This window comes from Paenibacillus vandeheii (assembly GCF_030433635.1).
Lineage (GTDB): Bacteria > Bacillota > Bacilli > Paenibacillales > Paenibacillaceae > Paenibacillus > Paenibacillus vandeheii.
This window is the reverse complement of sequence record NZ_JAROCD010000005.1, coordinates 427,529-449,559: the sequence shown is the minus strand read 5'-3', so window position 1 is coordinate 449,559 and position 22,031 is coordinate 427,529. Positions and strand designations below refer to the sequence as shown.

Annotated in this window: 12 protein-coding genes; all 12 read right to left on the bottom strand. The window is 47.2% G+C overall.

The window, feature by feature from the left end:
• Window positions 1-94: 94 nt before the first annotated feature.
• The 12 genes from P5G61_RS12410 to P5G61_RS12355 all read right to left on the bottom strand — a co-directional run bounded on the left by P5G61_RS12410 (window position 95) and on the right by P5G61_RS12355 (window position 22,021).
• Window positions 95-2,413, bottom strand: a complete 2,319-nt coding sequence (locus P5G61_RS12410; RefSeq protein WP_301246711.1) for an RCC1 domain-containing protein — start codon at window positions 2,411-2,413, stop codon at window positions 95-97.
• A 25-nt stretch (window positions 2,414-2,438) separates the two neighbouring features.
• Window positions 2,439-5,357 carry a LamG domain-containing protein gene (locus tag P5G61_RS12405; RefSeq protein ID WP_301246710.1) on the bottom strand — a complete coding sequence of 973 codons (2,919 nt, stop codon included), beginning with the start codon at window positions 5,355-5,357 and terminating at the stop codon, window positions 2,439-2,441.
• A 17-nt stretch (window positions 5,358-5,374) separates the two neighbouring features.
• The gene (locus P5G61_RS12400; RefSeq protein WP_301246708.1) at window positions 5,375-7,414 is read right to left on the bottom strand and encodes a hypothetical protein; all 2,040 of its coding nucleotides are present in this window, start codon (window positions 7,412-7,414) and stop codon (window positions 5,375-5,377) included.
• Window positions 7,415-7,446: 32 nt separating this feature from the next.
• Window positions 7,447-8,061, bottom strand: coding sequence for a hypothetical protein (locus P5G61_RS12395; RefSeq protein ID WP_301246707.1), 615 nt, complete (start codon window positions 8,059-8,061; stop codon window positions 7,447-7,449).
• A 38-nt stretch (window positions 8,062-8,099) separates the two neighbouring features.
• Window positions 8,100-8,573: a hypothetical protein gene (locus tag P5G61_RS12390; protein ID WP_111273293.1), complete on the bottom strand. Its 474-nt coding sequence runs from the start codon at window positions 8,571-8,573 to the stop codon at window positions 8,100-8,102.
• A 171-nt stretch (window positions 8,574-8,744) separates the two neighbouring features.
• On the bottom strand, window positions 8,745-9,977 hold the full coding sequence (locus P5G61_RS12385; RefSeq protein WP_301246704.1) for a hypothetical protein: 1,233 nt from the start codon (window positions 9,975-9,977) through the stop codon (window positions 8,745-8,747).
• Window positions 9,978-10,081: 104 nt separating this feature from the next.
• Window positions 10,082-10,921 (bottom strand): hypothetical protein, encoded by an 840-nt coding sequence (locus tag P5G61_RS12380; protein WP_301246703.1) that lies wholly within the window; start codon window positions 10,919-10,921, stop codon window positions 10,082-10,084.
• Between the two features lie 14 nt (window positions 10,922-10,935).
• Window positions 10,936-12,018 carry a cell adhesion protein gene (locus tag P5G61_RS12375; protein ID WP_301246702.1) on the bottom strand — a complete coding sequence of 361 codons (1,083 nt, stop codon included), beginning with the start codon at window positions 12,016-12,018 and terminating at the stop codon, window positions 10,936-10,938.
• Window positions 12,019-12,028: 10 nt separating this feature from the next.
• Window positions 12,029-15,898 (bottom strand): hypothetical protein, encoded by a 3,870-nt coding sequence (locus tag P5G61_RS12370; RefSeq protein WP_301246700.1) that lies wholly within the window; start codon window positions 15,896-15,898, stop codon window positions 12,029-12,031.
• Window positions 15,899-15,924: 26 nt separating this feature from the next.
• Window positions 15,925-17,745 (bottom strand): hypothetical protein, encoded by a 1,821-nt coding sequence (locus P5G61_RS12365; RefSeq protein WP_301246699.1) that lies wholly within the window; start codon window positions 17,743-17,745, stop codon window positions 15,925-15,927.
• 88 nt (window positions 17,746-17,833) lie between these two features.
• Entirely contained in the window at window positions 17,834-19,312 is a 1,479-nt protein-coding gene (locus P5G61_RS12360; RefSeq protein WP_024630448.1) for a hypothetical protein, read from the bottom strand.
• Between the two features lie 48 nt (window positions 19,313-19,360).
• Window positions 19,361-22,021, bottom strand: coding sequence for a PKD domain-containing protein (locus tag P5G61_RS12355; protein ID WP_301246697.1), 2,661 nt, complete (start codon window positions 22,019-22,021; stop codon window positions 19,361-19,363).
• Window positions 22,022-22,031: the final 10 nt, after the last annotated feature.

Here is a 22,031-nt window from a genome sequence, read left to right as displayed (position 1 = left end):
CACATCCGTTCCCATTGTATTGAGAAGTTACCTGCCCATTGTATTGAGACATAGAAAAGCCCTTACCACCATTATAAGATAGTAAGGGCTATTCCTAGCTTTTTCTTGGGTCAGCTTTGACTAGTATATCGAACATCCCGCCCCACATTGCTTGACGATTAGTAGCTATACGAACATAGAAGCTAATCTTTGCATTGTGGTCTAACTGCTCTACATAGACAAGCTGAGGACGTGGCTCAAAGGGAGCGTCCAGCTTACTTACTTCAGCCTTGGCGTTGACCCCATCAAGTTCTCTTTGGTCAACCCAAAGCCTGACGTTCTCTACGGGGTATCCAAGGGTGTTCTTGACGTACACCCTCTCTGCCGCTGTCGTCTGCCCCGCCACCATTGTACCGAAGTCAAGGTACTTTAGCACATCTCCGAAGTCGTCTGAATAGAACGACTCTGCCGCATCACAGAACAACAACCCTGAGTACACGCCCATGAAGGTAATGTCCAGCGACTTCGAGCCGCCCAATTCATCCAACGTTTCAATACGGACAGTGTTGCTCTGGCCCTTATTTACTTTCGTTTTCGGAATGACATACTGGATTGTCAATGGTACTGGATTGTAGCCCGTGTACCCATTCTCAGGGTAAAGCTGTGTCCCGTTCAGAAGGATTCGATACTGCACCTTATCTGAGTCAGGGTCTGTGACCTGAGCGCTGATAAAGTTACCAAGAACTGTGCCTTTGATTGTAGGTGCAGTGTTTGTCTTGATGATTATCTGTGTCCATGTGGTTAGTGAGCCTAAGTCGTCCTGCACTTCAATCTTGAGAGTGTTCGCCCCCACGTTGAAGTCTGTGTTGTTGATTACTAGCCCAATGTCAACAGGTGGAGGGGTTAGTTCTGTGAATCCTGCAATCGGATACTTCTGTACATTGTTCAGTAACACACGGTACTGCACTCTATCCCCTTCAGGGTCGGATACTGTACCGCCAATCATGACGTTATCTTTGTGAATCTGAGCCGCAGATAATTCAGGAGAAGCTACAGGGGCAACATTAGTCTTCGTTGTAGTCCAAGCAATGGAGTCTGTAAGCCCTTGTGAGTCCTGCACCTCTAACATTACCATGTTACTTCCGAGATTAAAGTACGTATGCGATAAATCCTTAGTAAGAATGAAGTCCGTCAACTGCGAAGAAGTCCATCCAGATGAAGGGAATCTCTGTGTACCGTTAACCAAAACCCGATACGACACCAGGTCATTGGCTATATGTCCGATGGTAGTAACAAGCTGACAGTCTTCCTTATGAAATGACGGTGTGATACTTGAGTCTGAGAAAGTGAATGAAACCTCACCGCCGCCCATAAGCCTACGAACGTCACTAGCCACATTCTGCCAAGCAACTACACCTGTGCTACTGTTGTTGTTCGTAGCAGTTCCCAACATACCGTAATAGTTGTACCCTACGCCCCTTACTTTACCATCGTTGTCCAGTACAAGAGTATAGTAGTAACCCATAGCTACTTGCCTAACGTTGGTTGTGGCAAGCCTTGGAGTGTAGTTTATACTTCCAGATACATACCCCATCCCTAACTGCGCATAGTCATCGTTTCCGAATGTGTACAGCTTTGAATCGTTTGTTATCACGCCTGAGAAGTAGCCGCCGCAGACGACTGAGCGGCAGTTATCCATAATCTTGTGCGGTACTCCATAGAAGTTGTTTGTACCATTTCCTAGACTTCTACCTGTCTGCCCGTAGTAGTTATACCCCGTACCCCACACAGAACCGTCAGTTTTCAGGAATAGCGAGTGGTATATGCCGCCATCTGCCTGTCGAACGTCATCCATTACAAATGTGAACGAAAGCTTATTGCTTGAGTTATTAATCCCCAAACCACCGTACCCATTGTACCCTGTTGCGTATAGCTTATTTTGTTGGTCCATGATAAACGAGTGGGTGTATCCTGCCCCTACCCTCCGAATACCCGTTGCGACCTTCTGAGGGGCATATGTGTCTGACGTGCTACCATTACCTAACTCCCCGTGAGCGTTGTACCCGAACGTGTATACATCACCATTGTTCTTTAAGGCAACGGTGTGCAGGTAGCCACAAGCTACTTCTTTAACATCTGACATGACCTTTACAGGCGTATAGTTAGCGTTACTACTCCTCCAACCTCTGGAATCCCCCAACTGCCCATAGTACCCGTATCCGAACGTGTACAAGTCGCCGTTCATTAGAAGTACTGCTGTATGGTAGTACCCTTCAGCGACCATCTTCACGTTGGACAGTGAAGTTAATCTTGTCTGCGTAGGGTAGACGGAAGAACTACTGAATCCTAGCTGACCGTGGCTGTTATACCCGAAGGTATAAACATCACCGTTGTTCTTGATATACGATGAATGGAAAGCCGACTGTGTACTCATTATTTAACCTCCCAATGACCGCCTTTTAAGCGGGGTCTCCTACGACTCTGACATCGAAGAAGCCGCCGCCAATGGCTTTTCTTGAAGTGCTTATTCTTACGTAAAACGTAACTTGTTCACCGTGCTCAAGAGAACCCAATTCCAGTATGTGCGTTGGTGTGAACGGTTTGTCTGTCAGGCTTAACTGCACTTTTTCTTCTACGGGGTCTAAGTCCTTCTGGGCCGTGGTCAATATAATATTCTTGACCTTGTACCCCACCGTATTCTTTAGGAAAACCTTAAAAGTACCTGAGGTGTTACCCGCCACGACAGTACCGACTTCAAGATAACGAAGAACCTCTCCGATATCGGTAGAGTAGAATTGGTTATGCTCAGAGACGAACATCAGCCCTGCGTATTCAATCGGAGGATTAGTCACCCAACTAGACGTGACTCCCATGTCGTCTTCCATGACAATCTTTACCTCATGCACGTTACCAAAAATAATTGATTCTTTTGGCAGTCTATACTGGACGTTAATTGGTGTTGGGAGGTATTGAGTCATTGTCCCAAGTGTAGGAGGGTACACTTGATTCCCGTTCACTAGAATCTTGTACCTTACAGCATCTCCGTCACCGTCAGTAATATTGGCATATAACATCTGCCCCCTGACCGATGCTTCTTCAGCTTTGGCTGCTGCATTGAACTTCTTGATCGTAAAGGATTTTGTCACAGTAGAGCCAAACTCATCCACGACATTGACCGTTACTAAGTTGTCACCAATGGAGAGTCTGCTGTTCCTAATGGTGTGGACGTATGTGTAAGGAGTCTTGAGGTTTTCCGTGAACCCTGACTCTGGATATTCAGCCACCCCGTTTATCAAAATCTGGAACTTTGTCATATCCCTCTCAGCGTCAAACACAGCAACCTCTAGGGTCACATTTTCCTTGTGGCAGGTTAGAGTCGAAGCCGTCAGGTTAAGGCTAGTATCCGTGTTTACCTTGGCGATGTTTAATACAAAAACAGAAATGCTCCCGCTAGAATCAACTGCTTCCAAGGTCACAGTGTTGACTCCAATTTCTAAGTCTTTGTTCATTAGCAAATGGTTTACTGCGATTGGAGAAGGCAGTGTAGCTATTGATACCTTCTCCACCCCGTTCACGAAGACTTTATAAGACATTGGCTTATTGTCGATATGGGATATACTACCTGTAAGGGCGTAGTCCTGCCTAGCCACTGTAGCAGGAGTTACCTTCATGTCGTTGAAGTTCGGCTTCCTGTTTCCAATTTTCAGTTGGGTCAGAGCGTACTGGTAGCCGTTAGCCGTTACAAACGTTTCCCCGTCATAGTTATAACTTGAAGCGTTGAAGTAGCTGTTAACGTTATTTGCAATCGGGTAGGCATTAGCTAAATGCCCATCTCTAACACCAAACGCTCCTACGTGCGTCCCTGTTGAGGTAGGAAGAAACACATAGTCATCAGTCACCGCAAAGCTACCTAGATTGTTTGGGTAATACCAAGGAATATCTGTAACGAACTCAGGTACAACATTGTTCGTATCGAGTTTAATCCTGTACAGCTTGGCGATACTCCCCGCAGATTGGTAGTTAGCTAATACGTAGGCGTACCCGTCATTTGTCCGTTTGTTGAAGGCAAACTTTACGCCCGCCCAACTATTTAACGTATCGCCACTAGCTACCTTATTAGCGATGGTATACGACTTGACAAGGGAAACACTCCAAGACATGCCGCTCTTATTGATTAGGTACTTGTGCATCGTGAACGGGTCTTCATTATGGACGGCGTAGAGGTGTCCATTAAAGGGATTGTAATCAAAGCAGTCAGGGTGAGATGTGGTTTGTTGCCACCCAGTTACTTGGTAAGACCTTACACTCTGAACAGCGCCGCCAATATTGGTAGCCCTAGTCATGTGCCAGATATCATTACCGCCGTGACCCGTATCCCCGATCACGTCCAGCGTATTGTCAATCTGAACCAATTGCATATTGTACGTATACCAAGCAGGGATACTCCCCACTCTCTTAATAGAGCTGTCAAACCCCCTGCTTAGAACGTCTCCGTAGAACTCCACTTGCTGAATCGTTTGGTCTTTACTGGCCCCCTTCCTGACAAGGGTTACACTCTTTCCGTACCAATTACCATTTAACGTAGTGTAGGTCCCTGTAATAGTTATGTTGTCCGCTACCTTGAGGTTATCTATATATATGGAAGTATTATACATAGGGAAGCTTACGTGAGACCTGAACTTCAGTTGAGTAAACCTAATTGGCGTGTCCCACTGGAACATGAACCCTGCGTACAGGTCTCCGTTGTCGTCAAACGGGTAAGAGGTACTTCCGGTCATTAAGGCGGTAGGATTCCACCCACTGTACCCACTGGCAAATGCGTAGTCGTACTGAGGGGCAACATTCTCAATAGAATCTGTGTACCATTGCCCGATAAGTCCATTATCTGCGGGCAGTCCTTCTGGCGTGGTCATTGCTAACGAGACTTCTGCCGCAGATAACTTTCTGTTCCAAATACGAAAATTGCGTATATAGCCATTAAACAAGTAACCACCACTAGCCCCAAAGCCACCAATCCAAGCAACATTAGTGACTGAACGGTTAGCGTTGGATGCGTTTCGGTTGGATATGACTTGCTTCACTCCGTCGATGTATAGTTCCACGTTCGTTGGGTTGGGTACTCCGTTGTAGAATACTCCCGCCACGTGTACCCATCTGTTGGCCAGGGAAGCGCTAGGGATTCCCAATACATCGCTGTTGTTTGTGTTAAATCCAAAACCGCCACTAGAAAAATAGAGGTCATAGTTACTCCAACCAAACGGCATAACGCCTTCTACTCCACGCCAGTACATCCAAAATTCAACTGTGTTTTGCGCACCTGCCGCCAGGTTAACCCCTGTCGCATCAATCTGGACACGCTGACCTTTTAGATTAGCCATTATATTGACCTCTCTTCCTACAGGGCATTGCCTGTTACTTTAATCTTGAAGTTGCCGCCGCCAACCGCATCATCGTTCATAGTCAATCGAACGTAAAACTTCAGTGTGTCTCCTGTGTCGTATGAGTCAGGGTAAAGAAGCTCACTCTCAGGAGAAAACGGTGCATTACTTCGGCTTATTTCAACTTTCTCTGATACAGGATCAAGGTCTCCTTGAATGGGTGTCAGCTTAATGTTCTTCACAGGATATCCCAAGGTGTTCTCTACAGTAATTTCATAGATTCCTGACTGCTCTCTTGCGTAAAGGACTCCAACGTTTAGGTACTTAAGAAGAGTACCGAAGTCGGTCGTGTAGAAGTTACTTTCCGTGTCTTTAAACATCAATCCGCTGTACCCTAGTGCTCCTGTACTTGCCCACATATCTGTGTCGCCCTCCGAATCGACCACCTCCACAACAACCGTGTTGGATTGGTTAGTGATTACTTCTTTCTTGGGTAATGTATACATAATTGACGTTGGAGAAGGGAAGGGAATGGAGTACCCTGATTCTGGAATAACCTGCTTCCCATTCAGTAACACTCTGAATCTTACTTGGTCTCCGTCAGGGTCATTAAAGTCCATGTATAGCGTGTTACCTTTCATGACTACATCGACCACTGGCTTCTTGTTAAGTTTTGTAATTGTGCTTTGACCGGACACTACGGTGGTGTTGGTCTTAAAGTTATCTTTCACTTCAATCTTGACTTCGTTAGCACCCATGTTTAATTGGTCAGACCTGAACGAACGTCTGACAATAAGCGGGGAGTTGTACCCCGATACTGTCCAATCGTCCAGAGGAACATCGTTCAATAGAACCCTGTAAGTCATTAAGTCTGTCGGTTCATCCGTCACTATGGCTTCAAAAACAACGTTCTCTTTGTGGGTAGTGGCACTTGATACGGAAGTCACTATATTAGGTTGGTCATTGGTTACGGTGATAGTAAACACCTTTTTGATTATACCGTCATAGTTATCCTTCAACTCTAAAGTTAGTGTGTTCGCCCCAATGTTCATGAGAGAGATTGGAACTGTCACACTATTATTAGTCACTGGAAGTGGCAGTAAAGTTGCAAAGGTATTTAACTCAGTCTCGTTTATTAAGGCACGAAACGTTGCCGAAGAAGCGCTCCCCCTCAAGTTACTGGTAATGTCGAACTTTATTGCAATGTCATTTCCGTGAGCCGTAGTAGGGATGGTTGTGTTAGCTACATCAAGAGTGGTGAGGAATAGTGTTTTGAGTGTAGTCCCGAAGTAAAAGTAGTAAGCTATGCCGGGTTGTGTAGGGTTAAGCTGGATACATCCACCCGCCCCGTTTATTGCAGTTACTCCGAACGAGGGTAGGTTGGAGTTTGTCATCTTGCTTCCTACGAGTGCCCCTGTATTTACATCAAAGCAACCAAGGAGACCATCGGTTTCGTTTGAGCCCGAACCCCAATAAGCCATGTCTCCCGCAACGTACAGACCGCTCCCTGTATAGCTTGAGTCTAACGAGTAACCGTTATCTGCTATGGTGCATGTTCTTACCATAGCCGCTGTCTTGTTGTTTAAGTCCCACTTATAAAGACCATAATTGTTCCTGTTCCAGAACCACACGTACTGCCCGCCATCCCAACCACCACGACCATAACTAGCCATAGATGTGGGGGCGTTGTACTGAACACGGCCAACAACTGCTTGGTCACTCTGTCTAATAGTCCACATAAACAAAAGGCTGTGGCTACTCGACCACCCAATAATGTAGTCCTGACCCTTCTCGGTGAACACGGCGTATCCGTAAGGGACAGAACTTCCACTGGCACAGATGTACGAAATATAGCTGTCATCGCTGACCCAATTTCTGCTTCTTACATATGAACCGATAGTACCGTCAGGATTTTTATTGTAAACATATACAGTGTTCAAGTTTTGGTATGCAACGTATATGTATTTATCTCCAACCATAACGTCAGCAATTTTCCCCGCAAGTGTTTGGGAAGTAGCCTGACCTGTAAAAGCTAAGTCACCAATTTGATATGGCATGAACGTCCCTCCTTATATAGAAAAAGACTGTCTTAGGAAGACAGTCCGAAATTGACTTCGCCGCCCACGCCTTTTCTGAGTGGTGCTTTGAGTTCTGTAGCAATGCGATTATTCTTCTTGATCAGGAGCACACCGTCCATCTTTTGGTCTGCGACTAGCCAGAAGTTAATGTGTAATGGTTCACCGAATGGGATTTTACAAGTAGCCTTGAACTGGAATGTTATTCCGTCAATTTCAATAACGGACTTATACCCGAAGTTATATTGAGTTATAGTAGTGTCAGTGATTGTGCCGCCCCGACCACTTGCAAAGTTTACAGTTGATTCAGCATCTTTGTAGGTGATGACATCATTAAACTTTCCGGAGTGACCCGTAAGGTTATACTCCTTGTCTCCGTCCTTGTATATAACTTCTATGCCGATGCCGTCAAGGTTGAACACCCCGTCACTCTCGAAGAAAAACTTGCTACCGTGACCCATGACACCAAATCGGATCAGCCTGTCCCGTTGAATATCGTAGAAGCTGTTCTCTTCTTGTGTGTCAAAGTTAAATTCAGATAGGTAAGTACCGTCATCGTACTCACCCACCCATATGAAGTCTTGTCCTACAGGAGAGACCCCGTTGTGCTCATTGAAAATAGAAAGCATGATCCAATTTCCTCCTTCATTGTATTGAAGTCAATTTCTTACACGTACTGATAGGACACACGTGTCAGGAATGTTACCAAACCTGCTGTAGCCGTTGGTGGTACGTTTGCACGAAGAGTGACCTTCGAGAAGTTTGCGGTTGTATTAGCTGTATTAACGTTACCATCGTTAGCCGCCCCTTTTATTGTCTTCGCGGCAGTATCCGACTTGGTCGCACGAATATCTTTTGTAACTGTGCCGCCGACAGCCGTAAACGCCGTTTCGGACAGAGAGTCAACTTTAACCTCAATCCAAGTATTGGTTACAAGTTCACCTGTGTTACCGCCTGAACTATCCTTAGTTGTGAGTGTACAGTTTTGCATGTCGGAGACTGCTGTCGAACCGCCACGGTTATTCCAAATCAGTACCGTAAAGGTAGTGGACAACGAACCTGCGTCAACCGTACCGATATCCCACTGAGTTACTTGCGAAGAGTTATCGGATGTATACCAAGAAACTATTGGTGCTGGCATTGTATTTCCTCCCTTAATTGCTTAGTTCTAGAATTGTTCTTTTCAATCTATAAACAATATAAGTTGGGCAGGTGAAACCTTAACAATTGCCGTGTAAAGAATCTATTTAGAATAGTCGCTATATTACCTAGCAGCGTTGCAAAATAAAAAGACCCCATTAGGGTCTTTTTATTACAGAATCTTCTTGTACTTGACAAACAGTACATCAGGGATTCCGTCAGTAACCTTCAACGTTTCAGGTGAGAAGTCCACACCACGGACTGCTCCGTTACCGTCTAAAAGGTAATCAAAGTTGATGCTAGGTGCTTGTACTTGACCGTTAATGAACAGAAGGACAGTCTTGGGTTTAGCCAAACCGTTTACGAAAACGTACTCAGTCTCGCCACCCGTCGCTTCAAACACTTCTTCTTCATCCTCAGTTTCAAGCTTCACCAAGCGGTCGTTCTGAGCCTTAAACTCAGCATCAGCGACAGTCTCTAGGTCAACGATACGCCCCTTAGCAGTGCCGAAGTCTCCTGCTTTAAAGTAACCATTAACCGAGTCAGCGTCACGGTCAGCAATACCAGCATTCAGTGTTTCAACGTCAACCACACGCTGTGCAAGGTTAGCGAGGACAGACTGTACATTAACACCATCGTAGTTAGGGTCAACGACTACACCGACAAGGCTTGCTCCTTTTGTCGCCGCTGTGGATGCCAAGTCGTTACGGATAGCTGTATCAGCATCAGTACGTGCTTGAATCTCGTTGGCAATTTGTTGTACGATGTTAGTCGCAAGATTAGCATTACCATCATTGTCCAGTGTCCCAGAGCCGCCGTAAATATCCTTCATCAACTGGTTAAGATTCATGTAGGCTTTAGCGTCAACAGCGTCGGCAACAAGACCTGCCCCGCCGCTAACAATAGCGTCAACAGGGATTACAGACAAGTTAGTACGTGTGATGTACTTGAAGTCGATTGTCACAGCTTCAGTGAACGTGTAAGCGGCTTCTGCTCCATTGACTTCACTGAAGAAGTCCAAGAAGTATTTACCTGCTGTTTCACGTACCTTACCGTAAACTCTATCCCCGTCTTCGTCGATGAATGGGAAGTCTTCCGTCCCGTTCTTACGGAGTTGAATAGCTACGCCGACAACAGTACCTTCAGTGTTGGAATCGACAGCTACGTTCGTGTTCAGAATGTCATTCGAAATCTCGATGAAGTTTACACCTGCACCGACAGCCGCCCCATTCTTTTGCACGAATACGTCAATCTTTGTATCCTCCAAAATCTCACGGTGAGCATTAAAATCAATGTCTACGTACTGCTCGTTGATTTTGTTGTTAACGTCGAAGTGGTTGTTACGCATCAACTTGTTGTTCAACTGCTCGCCACGGAATCTAGCAATACCTCTAGTTCCTGCCATATTTTTCACCTCTCTTATCATCATTTTGCGGTGTCTTCCTTTACCGCAGATACATTATAAGCAAGAAATCTAATATTTTACCTGATAGGTGGTAGACTGAGGTACTACCTCAGCCGAATCACTAGTTCTATAGTGACACCTTCAATGCCTTCGCCCCGTTCGACCACGTTAACGCGGAAGTGGTCATCCTTGTTGATCCGAGGAACGGAGACAGCGTAAGGTCTACTTGACGTTTTACTAGAACGCTCATCCCCATCCACAACAAGGTTGCTATGGAAGATTGTCTCCCACACAGGGGTTGCGCTGTCGTAGCTTTCCTGAGAACACTTCTCAATCTGGAATGCGGTGTCTGCTATCCCTTCACGTGATGTAGAAGCATAAACCTCAGTGATATCTCCCTCATACGGGAATCTCATGACTAGCTTGGCTATACCATCAAATACCCGACTCAGGACGAACACCATTGTCTTTGATTCTGCCCGCCGCTCAATAGAATCGAGACGGTCGTCAAGGCTATTGTAGGGAGCATCTCCGTCCTTGTATTGCCTAGCCTTACGTACCTCTTCTTCCAGAGCCAAGAACCTGAGTCCATCAATGTTGTCATTTCCTTGACGGTATTCAGGCTTCCAAGTGCGGATAAGTATTTCATCGCCTACCTGAAGCTGTACAGCTATTCCTGCAAGCGGCGTATCCCCTGCATAAGTACCTAAATCCAACCGGATAGTTGTCGGGTCAATCTCTTCGTAGCCGCCGCCTTCCAGCAAGTGTGCCCCGTTAAAGTACACATCTAATTGCTTCGTACCCATCCGGTATTCATGGTCAAGGTGAAGAAACAGCCCACGTCCTAACGCAAGGTACTGCTTGTCCACAATGATTTCCTGCTCGTCCCAATACTGAAACTCCCCACCACCGTAGCGGTGAAGGGTCATCTTAGTTCCTGCCATCCACCCTCACCTCCTTACGTGTGGTTAATGTCCAGAATGAAGTGCAGAGGTTTTATCTGGAATCGGTCTTCCATCCTCTCTACTTTCATCCAGAACTTGCGCTCTCCTAGCGGTGGCAAGTTTCCCATATCCAATAGCTTCGAGAACTCTCCTGTCGGCGTATCCGTCCCATCATCGTGACAAATGTCAGCCCACTCATACCCAAACATCTCCATGTACCTCAAGATGCCTAACGATATCATGTTTGCAGGTTTCTCTTTGGAAGGATTCTGTAGCACCATCTGGACTAGAATCTGATTGTCATACATCGTGCCGAGATACGTGTCGGTCTCCTTATTAAGTTCTCTACCATTCCAGACGACCTTCAGTTCTGTACCGAACAGGTAAATGTCGCCACCGTAGATATCGAAAGCACCAAGGCTAGACAGGAGCGTCCCTTGCGTATCATAGACTCTAATAATGCCGTTGTACGGGACAGTGGGTAGTTCAATCTCACACCCCGTCCAGTTTGGTTCGACTACAGCCGAAGCCACCGAATTACCTTTAGGGTCACAAAGGTAAACGGAGTACCCCATTGGTAGATTACCTACTGTAATCTTGTCACTCTTGCAGAGTACGACTCTATCAAGATTGAGCGTATCGAAGTTATCCTGCTCACGGTTCTTCAGGATGACTCCCATCTTCTCAGCTACCATAGGAGCGGTGTCGAATATCTCCCACCCACTTCCGCGGTCTGCATAGAACGTCCACTTATTCCCTTTCTTCAAAGCCCGCCATTTGCTGTACTCTCTTGTGGTCGTGTCCTTACTCTCAAGAAACTCCAGGCGGTGGTATCCATCCTGCCAGATGATAATACCGCCTTCATCGAGAAGTTCTGTGGGCACATAGTCTGCTGTCACTTCCATTAAAACGGTCTGCTCTTCAGGAACGTCAAACATGATAGAAGTGTCGTTGTCTGTGTGCGGCATAATGACCTGACCCAAAGTATTGTCGATTGAAATAGCATCACTAGGTGAAAGGGTATAGCGGGAATGGATACTCCCGCTATCGAACCTATCATCGAAGATTAAGCCGCTCGACTTCTTATAGATTCCCAATTATTATCACCTACCTTGTTTTCTTCCAGTTCCAGATACTCCAAGAAGCTATCTTACCGAGTATGAGCCATATGCGAGGTTTCTTCGGTTCTTCAGGAGTCTTCAGGATACCGCCCTCCGGTCTCTCAATCGTCGTCTCAATTTCACGTTTAGGTCGTGTCGCGCCTTCCGCCTTCTCAATATCGACTTCAAAGACACGCTTAGGTCTGTCGGCTTCTTCTGACTTCTCAATACCGATCTCTACCGCCTTGGTTGGTCTAGCGGCTTCTTCCGGTTCAGCGATGTTCGTCTCAATAGGTTCACGGTTATTCACAGATTCAGTGTCATCATGGATATCGGTCACAAGCTGTTTCCTCTTCCGTGTGGCAGAATCCAGTTCCTCGATGACCGATTCGTTTTGATACGAACTGTAGTCAGCGAGTTCTTCTTCCTGAATAACTGCGTTCATCTCCTTGCCGCTCGTAGCTTGCTCAGATTTATGGACGATGGCTTCAGCATTGGTTGTCGATGTTGCTGTCTCCATTTCCGAGATAGTTCCGACTTTCCTGCTATCATCAAGATAAGCTGACTCAACCTCATGAATAACGCCCTCTGTAGAACCGTCAGGGTAATCTGCGGATTCTAACCCGAGAACGCCAGCTTCCTCTGAAGTAAAGGATGTTGCCCCTTCAATCTCAGACAGCACTGCATCTGCAGACTTGTTCTGCGTTGCCCCTTCCAGTTTGGTCTCTTCCATCTCGTACTCTCTGTCACCGTAGGTTACTGATTCCAGTTCGTGTAAAACGGACTCTCTTGCCGCATCGCTCTGCCAAGCACCTTCAATTTCATGGAGGATAGATAGAGAGTTTCCGCCACTAATTCGAGCGCCTTCGATTTCATGGGTCACGCCTTCTTTGTCCGCCCGCTGTTCAGCTAACTCAATGCCGAACCATACTCCGTCTCTGCCTGTTTCATTGACTGCGGTCTCCGGTTTGTGCTCATAGCCGACCTGCTTGGCATCTGACTGCTCTGCTGTCACCGTCTCCTGCATGACACCTTCAGCACTGGTCATATGGTCAGCCGTTTCCGGTCTTTCCATCACCCCGTCATACTCCATGCCAGCCGAACCTGTCTCAATCCCTGCGATCACGCCTTCAGCGGTTGGGTCGGATACTGCTGTCTCAGGGAAATGTACTACGCCGTCCTTGGTAATGTCGGACTCTGCGGCAGTCAACGTGTTCGGTCTCAGCCCTTCTCCGAATGTGGTCTGCTCTGCCGATTCAATCGTCTGCATAATGCCGATGTGCTTGTTCGCTTCAGAGATAGCGCGACCAATCTCAGACACGTCTGCTGTCCAGTGTAAGTCGAATAAAGATGCTCCTGACATTTCCTGCGGCATCGTTCCTTCCGGTTCGTTGATGTACCGTCCAGTAGAAGGATTTTCTACAGCAAGTTCTGCCCCTTTGTTATGCTCTGCCTGTACTTCATCCTGATTGGTGGCGACGACTGTCACACCTGCGCCCGCCTGTTTCATTCTTTCAATCACAGCTTGTGTGATGGCAGGGAAGTCGGCTTGAGTAAAGCCTTGAGTGATGCTGTCTTGGATGATGTTCTCCATGCCAGCTTCGATTAAATCGACAGCTTTCGAGCCATACATAATCTCCATGAGCCGCACAGCCTTAAGGATTTCAGGAGACTCCGCAATCACGCCTTGTATCTGCTCGAACGTAACCAAGGATTGGACTTCAGCTTGCATACGCTCCGTGACTTCTGCATCCGTCATCTCTTCTACCTCTGCGTCCGTCCGGTCGCTGACATTATCTGCGCTCATGAATCTATCTACCAGTGGGTCACCGCCCACATAAATCTCAGCGTTGGTCACAAGTTGGATATCACTACTACTGCTTATGAGGTGTTCGGCATCTGTCGCCGTCTCCACGTCAGCGGCGTACGCCTGATTGACCACTGCCTGTGAAGAGAACTCTAGTCTACCCTCGGCTTCAGAGTCGCTAGAAGCTTTTGTAATGCTCTCATTTCCCCATGCGTCCGAAGTGTACTCTGCCGACTCAAGACGATTCTCAGCACCGTTTGCAATGCTCGATGCGCCTGTAAAGAAGGAGATTGCACCGCCCTTATCGAAGTAGAACGATTGCTCTAATCCATCTGTTCTTGCATCGTAGTCCATCTCCACCTTGCCACTCTCCAATGCAGGGATGACCCCGCCCTCCTGCAGAGTGTCAGCAGTGCTTATCCGGTCAATTTCCAGAAACGAACCTGACTGGCTGTCAGTTACTTCAATGGTCTCAAACTGCCCGTCCCGCCTTGTCTCATACGTAAGGAACTCCTGAAGTTCTGCTGTTGCCCTTCTGTCCACGGTCTGCGTGGATTCGATTCTAGCATCCTTGACATGCTTGGTTGCTTGACTGGACGACTCAATGATGTAAACGTCCTCACGGGTTGTCGATTCGGTATACAAGTCAAGGTGTGCAGGCTCATGAACCAACGTCTCATAGGCAATGCTCTCATGTAAAGTAGAATCGTGCACGGTCTCGCCTTGAGTGAGCACCCCATCAATCCCCCCTTCATAGACGGGTTGAATGAGGTCACCTGTCATCGTATCCTGCTGGCTGGCTTGCATGACCGTATCTGTCTGCCCAAACTCCTGCACGTCAACATTCTGATAGGTGTACACTTGGGTAAAAGTCTCAAGGTGAGTATCCTTGTGCGTGTCTACCATGATAAATTCACTCAGCATCGTCGGGTCATGGTAAAACGTTTCTGCTACAATGCTCTCGTTTACCTCTGCATCCCCGCCGCCGTAAGTATCTGTCAGCGTAGTTAGCGTCAGGTCAGCTTCATTCTGCTTCTCTGCATAAATATACGCTACGTCTTGTGCATCAAAAGCCATGTCGGATAATGCTGTCTCTATCAATGCCAGAAATGCGTCCTCCGTGACTTCCAGTCGCCGTGCTTCTTCGATTTTTTCAAGAGTTCCCTCTTGCCTTGTCTCAGCCAATTCGTACCCTTTAAGGGAAGAATCTTTGGTACTAGTCTCAGCAAGTTCGTAACCGAACTCCTTACCTTCACTCACAATGATTGCATACTCAACCTGATAGGATTTTCCGTCTGCCCTGTACATCCCAAAGTCTGCGGACTCGAAATGGGCAATTCCTCCTTGCATCGTGATGTTAGGGTCATGGCTAGCAGTGCTTAGTAAAGCAATCTCCCCGTCCAAGATGTTTCTTACAATGTTCGACAAAACCGCCCGACCTTTTTCCGCATTAAGGCGAACCCCATTCTCAGCCGTGTCGAAGCCTGACATTTGAGCGTCCGCTGATATTCCTGAGGTATTGGACTCCAAGGCATGAATAACACTCTGCTTGTTAGATAGTGAAATGGATACTCTGTTCCCTTCCTCAATGGAGACCTTCACGTCATAAAGATCACCGGAGGATAATTCGTCAAGAAGTGCCAGATGGTCTGTTCGACTGCCTTCTCTCACCGCCGCACCTTCAGCATCAAGTACCTGCTCTAGCCTGCGTACGCTCTGTTGCTCTCCAGTTGTTACGTCCGTGACTGTTTCGCCGTTAAAATACTTATGTATGCCCGACAAATACGATACGATAGATGCGACTACAGTCTCCACCTCAAAACCGTCATACTGAGTGACGTACTCAGCACTCCCTAGCCGGCCGAATAATCCAGTAGCCGAGTGAGGCACTTTATTTGCGCCCTTCATGGTATCTTCAATCAGTGTTCGATAGGTACTGTTAACGGGAGCGGTCAGGTGATATTGATTGTTTGCATTGATAATCTGCTCAAACCCAATTGTCAGTTCATAGCCCTTTTTAGAAAAAAGGGCGGTGAAGCTGATCAGGTAAGATTTCTTACCGTTCATCATTCACCGCCAACCTCCCTTGCTATTTATTACGGGTTCTTCTTCAACGTTTCTTTGAGGATGCCGAGACCAATTGGGGCAAACGGCGACATGTTAGCCAATGTGAACGGACTGACAGGTGTGTCTGCCAACGTGTAGCGGTAAAGTTGCTTGTACTCGTAAGTAGCAAGGACTTCCGATTCAGCCACAGGTGCTTTTCCGTCAAGGAAGTTGATTGTCTTCGTCTCGATATCAACTGTGTAGTCTGTGCCGAGCACTTGGTCTACGCAATCCACCTGAACTTCCAACTTAAACGGAGTTCCGTCATCCTTCAGAGAAGGCGAGTGCGCCATATGGAAGACTTTGTTTACGCCTGTGCCCTTGCCCACTTCTTCATGGTCGGATGTCTCCACTACTTCAAGTTCATCGAGTTGGGAAATGTTCTTAGGGTGTACGGCGTAACATTCATCCAGCTTACCTACAAAACCATCATTCGGGTGAACAATGTACATCGGGGAGATGTGATACTTACCACTATAAACCGATGGATTAAATCGGGACTCACCCGCATCAACGTTCTTATCGTGCGTTATGAACGCGAGGTAATGCTGTTGGTAGTATGTACCACCGATGGACTGTTGAAGCTGTACCCCGCGGTTTCCGTTGGATGTGTTGTTACCGTAGTCGACGTAAATCGCACCCAACTTCATGTCTTTCTTCCATACAACTTCGTCTGCTTCCCGACAACCAGAGATAATGACATTGTTTTTGCGAGGGGACTTACCAAGAGTCGTTAGCCGCCCGATGTACAATGGAGCGAAGTAAGTATTCTCAGCGCCCGGAGTAGGATCTGGACGGAAAAACATTACGATTCGGTCTTTGGTCACATTCCCCCAATAGTACATCGTACTATCACGTTGCCATCCTCTATCAAAGTTCTGCAACGGAGTGAAGGACAGAGCCGTTGGCAGGGATGGATAGATGTAATAAATGGATGAGTAAACAGCATTCATTAGATCATTCGGTTTATCGGGGTCAAAGTTCTTGACTGTGATGTCACCGTAATTCAGCGTTTGGTTTCCAGTGGCATTCAGAATTCTGATGTAGGATGCGTGTAATTCTGCGCCTGCGTCTGGGGCTTTGCCAACGAACGTTACACTATTATTAGTGTAGTCAACTGTGTATAACGTTGAATCCTGTTCAACCTGATTCACATAAACCCTTACAGTGTCCGCTTTAATCGTCGCCACCGTTGGGATTTGGAACAACTTACGAGTTCCATCACCATCCGGTAAAATGGATTCAGGGTCACCAACGACTACAGAACCGCTAACACCTTGTACGATTCGTTCGCCCCGCACATCATCGAATGTGAAGAAGTACATGCGCTTCACTGGCTGAGGTGCAATTGGAGATGGGGAGTAGTTTGCTGTAATTGCGTCAGTCGGCAATGGTGCAGACGTGAATGTGATGATACCGTTCGTTTCATCAAGAACGTAGTCTGTCGAAGCAACAGCGTTACCGTTCTTATAGACGATGACAGAATCTCTGAGTACAGGGAACACTTGGAAGTGGAACTTCGTGTTTAATGTCTCGTTTTCAATCAACGCACCAAGTACGGAGTTCTGAGAAATAAACTCTTGCTCGCCCAAGGTTGGATTGCTTTTCTTGCCGTATCCGTAAACCATGCCGAAGTTCCGCATTTGGTTGTCCGAGCCGAGAGACCGGAACAAGCGGACATCTGCGAACTTCTGACCGTCTTGAGATACGGAGCGGTACTTTATGAATGTATCCCATCCCTTGGAGTTAAACAGTGCTTCAAGGTCTTTAGGGAATAGCTGAATCGTGGAATCTCCATCAAACCAACTCACGATAAATCACCTCTCGTTTGGAATTACCCTGCCGGTTATCCTGACTAAACATACTTATTTAATAGGAATTAATGCCAGGGCTATATTGTTATGGGGTTGTAGGCTGTGTCGGTGTAGGTGTCGGAGTGACCTCCACGCCTTCATCATCTACAGTATTTAAGTACAATCCAATACCCGCTGGACGGTACTGAGTTCCCGGCTTACTTGTCAGTGGGGATACACCCTCAACCAAGAAGTAACGGAATACATCGAATTCATCTGGGCAGTGATCCTTCTTCACACGCAGTTTGTTTGCGTTAAAGGACAGCGCCGATAATGCGATGGTGTCTTTCAGTGCTCCCCGCACCCCTTCTTCTGGATGAACCACGTACAGCTTGGAAGTGTGAACCTTACCGCTGTATCGGGAAGGGTTAAAGGAATACTTGTAAAGAGGATTCTCAGCGTTGTTCCAAGCCCGCGGATAGTCTCGCTTGCCATCCTGCGAAGTACGCATTGGAGGGATGGCATTGGCTGGTGCGTTCCAAGACAGGTAGTACGCCTGATATCGAGCACCGAGTTTACCACGGCTGACCATAACGTTGTCCAATCCGTTCGCAGGATTCTTAGGGTAGGTTTTCATCAGCGGCATGATGTTCGGTTGTCTCTTCGTCGTATCATCGAAGTCGTACTCAGCGATAGCAGTCAACCCCGCTGAACCTGTCTGTGTCACGATAGGTACACTACCTGCGAACATTGCGTAGGCATCATCACCTTCTTCAATGGCATCCAGCTTACCGAAGTAGAGAGGAATGATTGGAACAAGGTTTCCTTCCGGTGCAGGTACGTTGTCACATTGGATGATGAAAAACAGGCTATCTCCGTTCAAGTGACCTTTAATAGAGATTTCTGAGTCAGCCCACCAGTTCGTATTTTGAATCGCATAGTTGATATCGTCGTCGTGGTATTTTTCCAAAAGGTTGGTGCGAAGACCAGCTTGCATGATTGGAGACTGCATCCGATTCCCTTCAGCTTTAGATACAGTGAAGGTAGCCGTCGAGCCTGTGCCTACCCAACCTGCCGCTTCTACTTCGATATCTAGAGCCGCCCGTTTAAGGTCGCCCGAGTTAATCCAAGGCAGTGTTACGTCAGAGTAGTTAGGCATAAGTCCCGCCAAATTCTCGACCATATAGAAGTACAGAGTCTGAGGGGAACGATACTTACGGAACTCGTTTGTAGCCCATTCTGAGAACACCGCAAGTGTTGCAGGAGCCGGAGCTTTAGAATCAGGTGACTTGTTTAGCTTCCGAAGTTGACCAAGGTTCTGATTCCATGTACCAAGAACAGCAACGCCAAACATCTTGCCCGCAGTGTTCTTGTAAATGAAGTGCTCCGCCACGTAGATTGGAATGTCGGCCGAATCAAGACCGGTGTACGTGCTTCGCATAATACCTGCATCAAAAACCACTTTCTTAAAATTTGCGACCGTATCCCATCCTTGAGTAGCAAGTAGGTCTCCTAACCGAGGTTGAATATCCTGTTCCGTTACTTTCGGGGTAAACGATGCAGGAGTTGTGTCGATAAATGGCATTTAAATAGCACCCCTTTACTTATTAGCTTTATATAGCAAGTCCTGCTGTTACACAGGACAGTTTACCAGGTATTCCCACGACGAACTTGACCCCGAACTGGAGGACATGACCACCTTTATTTGTGTTACGCCGCCAACAGGACTGTATTGGAATTGGAGTGAACCTCCGTTAGATACTTCCATGTTGGTGCTGGCAAGCAACTGGTTCTGATAGTAAACATCCATACGGTCAGCTACCCCATACATGTTGTAGGTGATAACGACTCGTCCAGATGAATTGCCCATCTCATGCAGTTTCTCCGTATAAGCACCGCCGCCAGAATCGTTCAGCTTACCGCACTGCAATGTATTAGCCGGTGGGGGTGGTGGAGGTGGTGGGGGCACGTACTTGGCAGTTACCGTTATGGTTGCCGTAGCCGTTGCCTGCTGACCTATTTCATTCCACACCGTAAGCTTGACCGAATACGTGCCGACATTGCTGAACGTAAACGTTGCATTATCGACTGTATACAAGCCCTTTTTCACGTCACTCGTCACTTCCCACCTGTAATTCGTAATAGGGGAGTGCTTACTGTACAGCGATGTGAACTTGATTGACGTGTCCTCTTCTATGCTTGAATAACCAGGGTCGATTGACAGAATCAGAGCTGGAGATTCAGGCGGTGCAGGAGGAATCTCAGGAAGAGTGTACCCCGCCTTCAGAATGCCGAGAGCGGCAGGTCTGTATGGCGTTGCAGGCCTCTTTGTCAGTGGCGAAATTCCTTCGACCAAGTAGTAAGAGTAAACCTCATACCTATTCTCGTCGTCACAGTAATCTCTCACAGCCTTTAACTCGTCACCATTCATTATAGTTAAGGGAGAGGTTAAAATAACGTTTCGCAGTGTTCCGAACGTACCATCTTCAGGATGAACCAGAAGTGCACGGGATGAATGGGCTTTCCCGCTGTACCTTGACGGACTGAACTGGTACTTGTATTGCTCGTTCATGTAATCTTTCCAAGCCCTTGGGTGCTTACGGTTGTCAGCATTTTCCCTTAGCGGTGGCATAGAATTAGAAGGAACATTCCAAGACAGGTAATGCGCCTGATACCTTGCACCGAACTTATTTCGCTTGACCATAATGGAGTCAATACCGTTACTTGGGAAGTGCGGATACTCCTTCATAACAGGAAGCAAAACCTCTTGCTTGATGCTTGCATCGTCATAATTGAATTTACCAGACTGCTTGAGAGCGTCTTCTACAGTAGCCCCGTCCTTGTTGTATGCCGTCCCTGAGAATAAGGCAGAAGGTGTGCCTTCAGCGTTTCGATTGGTCTCGATATGAATCTCAAGAAACATCCGACCGGATACCGGAGTGTAGCCACTCACTCCATCTCCACTCACTGCTTCAATGGTCACAGAGGACATGCCCTCGATTCCCGTGATATCGAATTGCCCCATCAACTGAGCATCGTTCCTGTTACTTGTCGGCTCTACCGCCCCGATGGTATTGAACTTCCCAATCTCCTGTCCTGCGATGGTCAGCGTGACAGCTTCGTCAGGCATGTCGCCGTCCGTGTCACCCATTAGCCATACTTTTACATATGACCCCGCATTAACCATTGGCTTGCCTGAGATAATTGTGGAAGTCTTCGTCTGCTTCCGGTAGAAGTCGAACGTGATATCCCGATTAATAACCTCTTCTGTCAAGCCGTTAACGTCGAAGTCTCCCATGTAGAGAGGAATCGCAGGTACGGCGTTGTCATCCCAAACGGGAGCAGTGTCCGCAACTATAATCAGCATGAGCGACTTACCGTCCACGAACCCTTTGACGAACACCTTACTGTCGTCCCACCAGTTCGTAAATTTTACGTCAACGAAGGCAATCTTCTCTGTGTGCTCAAGCTGAGGGATTCTTGTATGGGACGTGACTATTGGCGACTGGTACATCTGAGGGAAGGAATCAGTAATTCGTGACTGAAGAGCGTTTGTATTATCGTCCAGCCCCCACATGCTTGTCTGCACTTCAACATCCAAAGCCACCCGTTTCAATTCATTGACGTTCTCCCACCCAACCAACATCTTCCCGTTTCCAATCCACTTCTCAAGCTGGTAGAAGTAAAGCGTATGCCGCTCAAAGAGGGCATCTTCGTTAGCCTTCTGAATCGCCCAAGAGAATACGCCGCTGTCCTGCGGTGTTAACTGAGTACCGTAATCGGCATTTTTGTCATAGATTGCGAATGGTACTTTACAGTCCGTCCGTCCAATCTGCTCATTAATGTGAGCCAGCATTGCCATGCCAAACAGGTTTCCCGATATATTTTTGACGACGATGTGCTTGGTCACATAGAAGTCGAAGGTGTCTGCTGACCCGACCGTGCTGTAGTAAATTGCTACCTGACCGGATACCCCTGCTTCAAAGGTAATCGTGATGGTTTCGTCAGTGTTCTTGACCGCTGTGTAATAGGATGTTGGAGCAATCTCTCCATCAAGGAAGATGTAGTAATCATCGTTCAGTACCTTAGGCAAGTCTATTTCAGGGTTAGCCATCGGAAGGTAGAAACGCTTGATTGTTGGCTTGGTCAGCTTGTTGGAGTAGGTTACCTTAGTAAACTCAGCTACCTTTGACCAGCCGTTGGTTGTCATGATACCAGCAAGCCCTTCTAGCAAAAACTCTTCATTTATGGTCGTGTCGAGCCAAGGCGTTGGCTGGTATGACGTATCTGCCATTTAATCACCT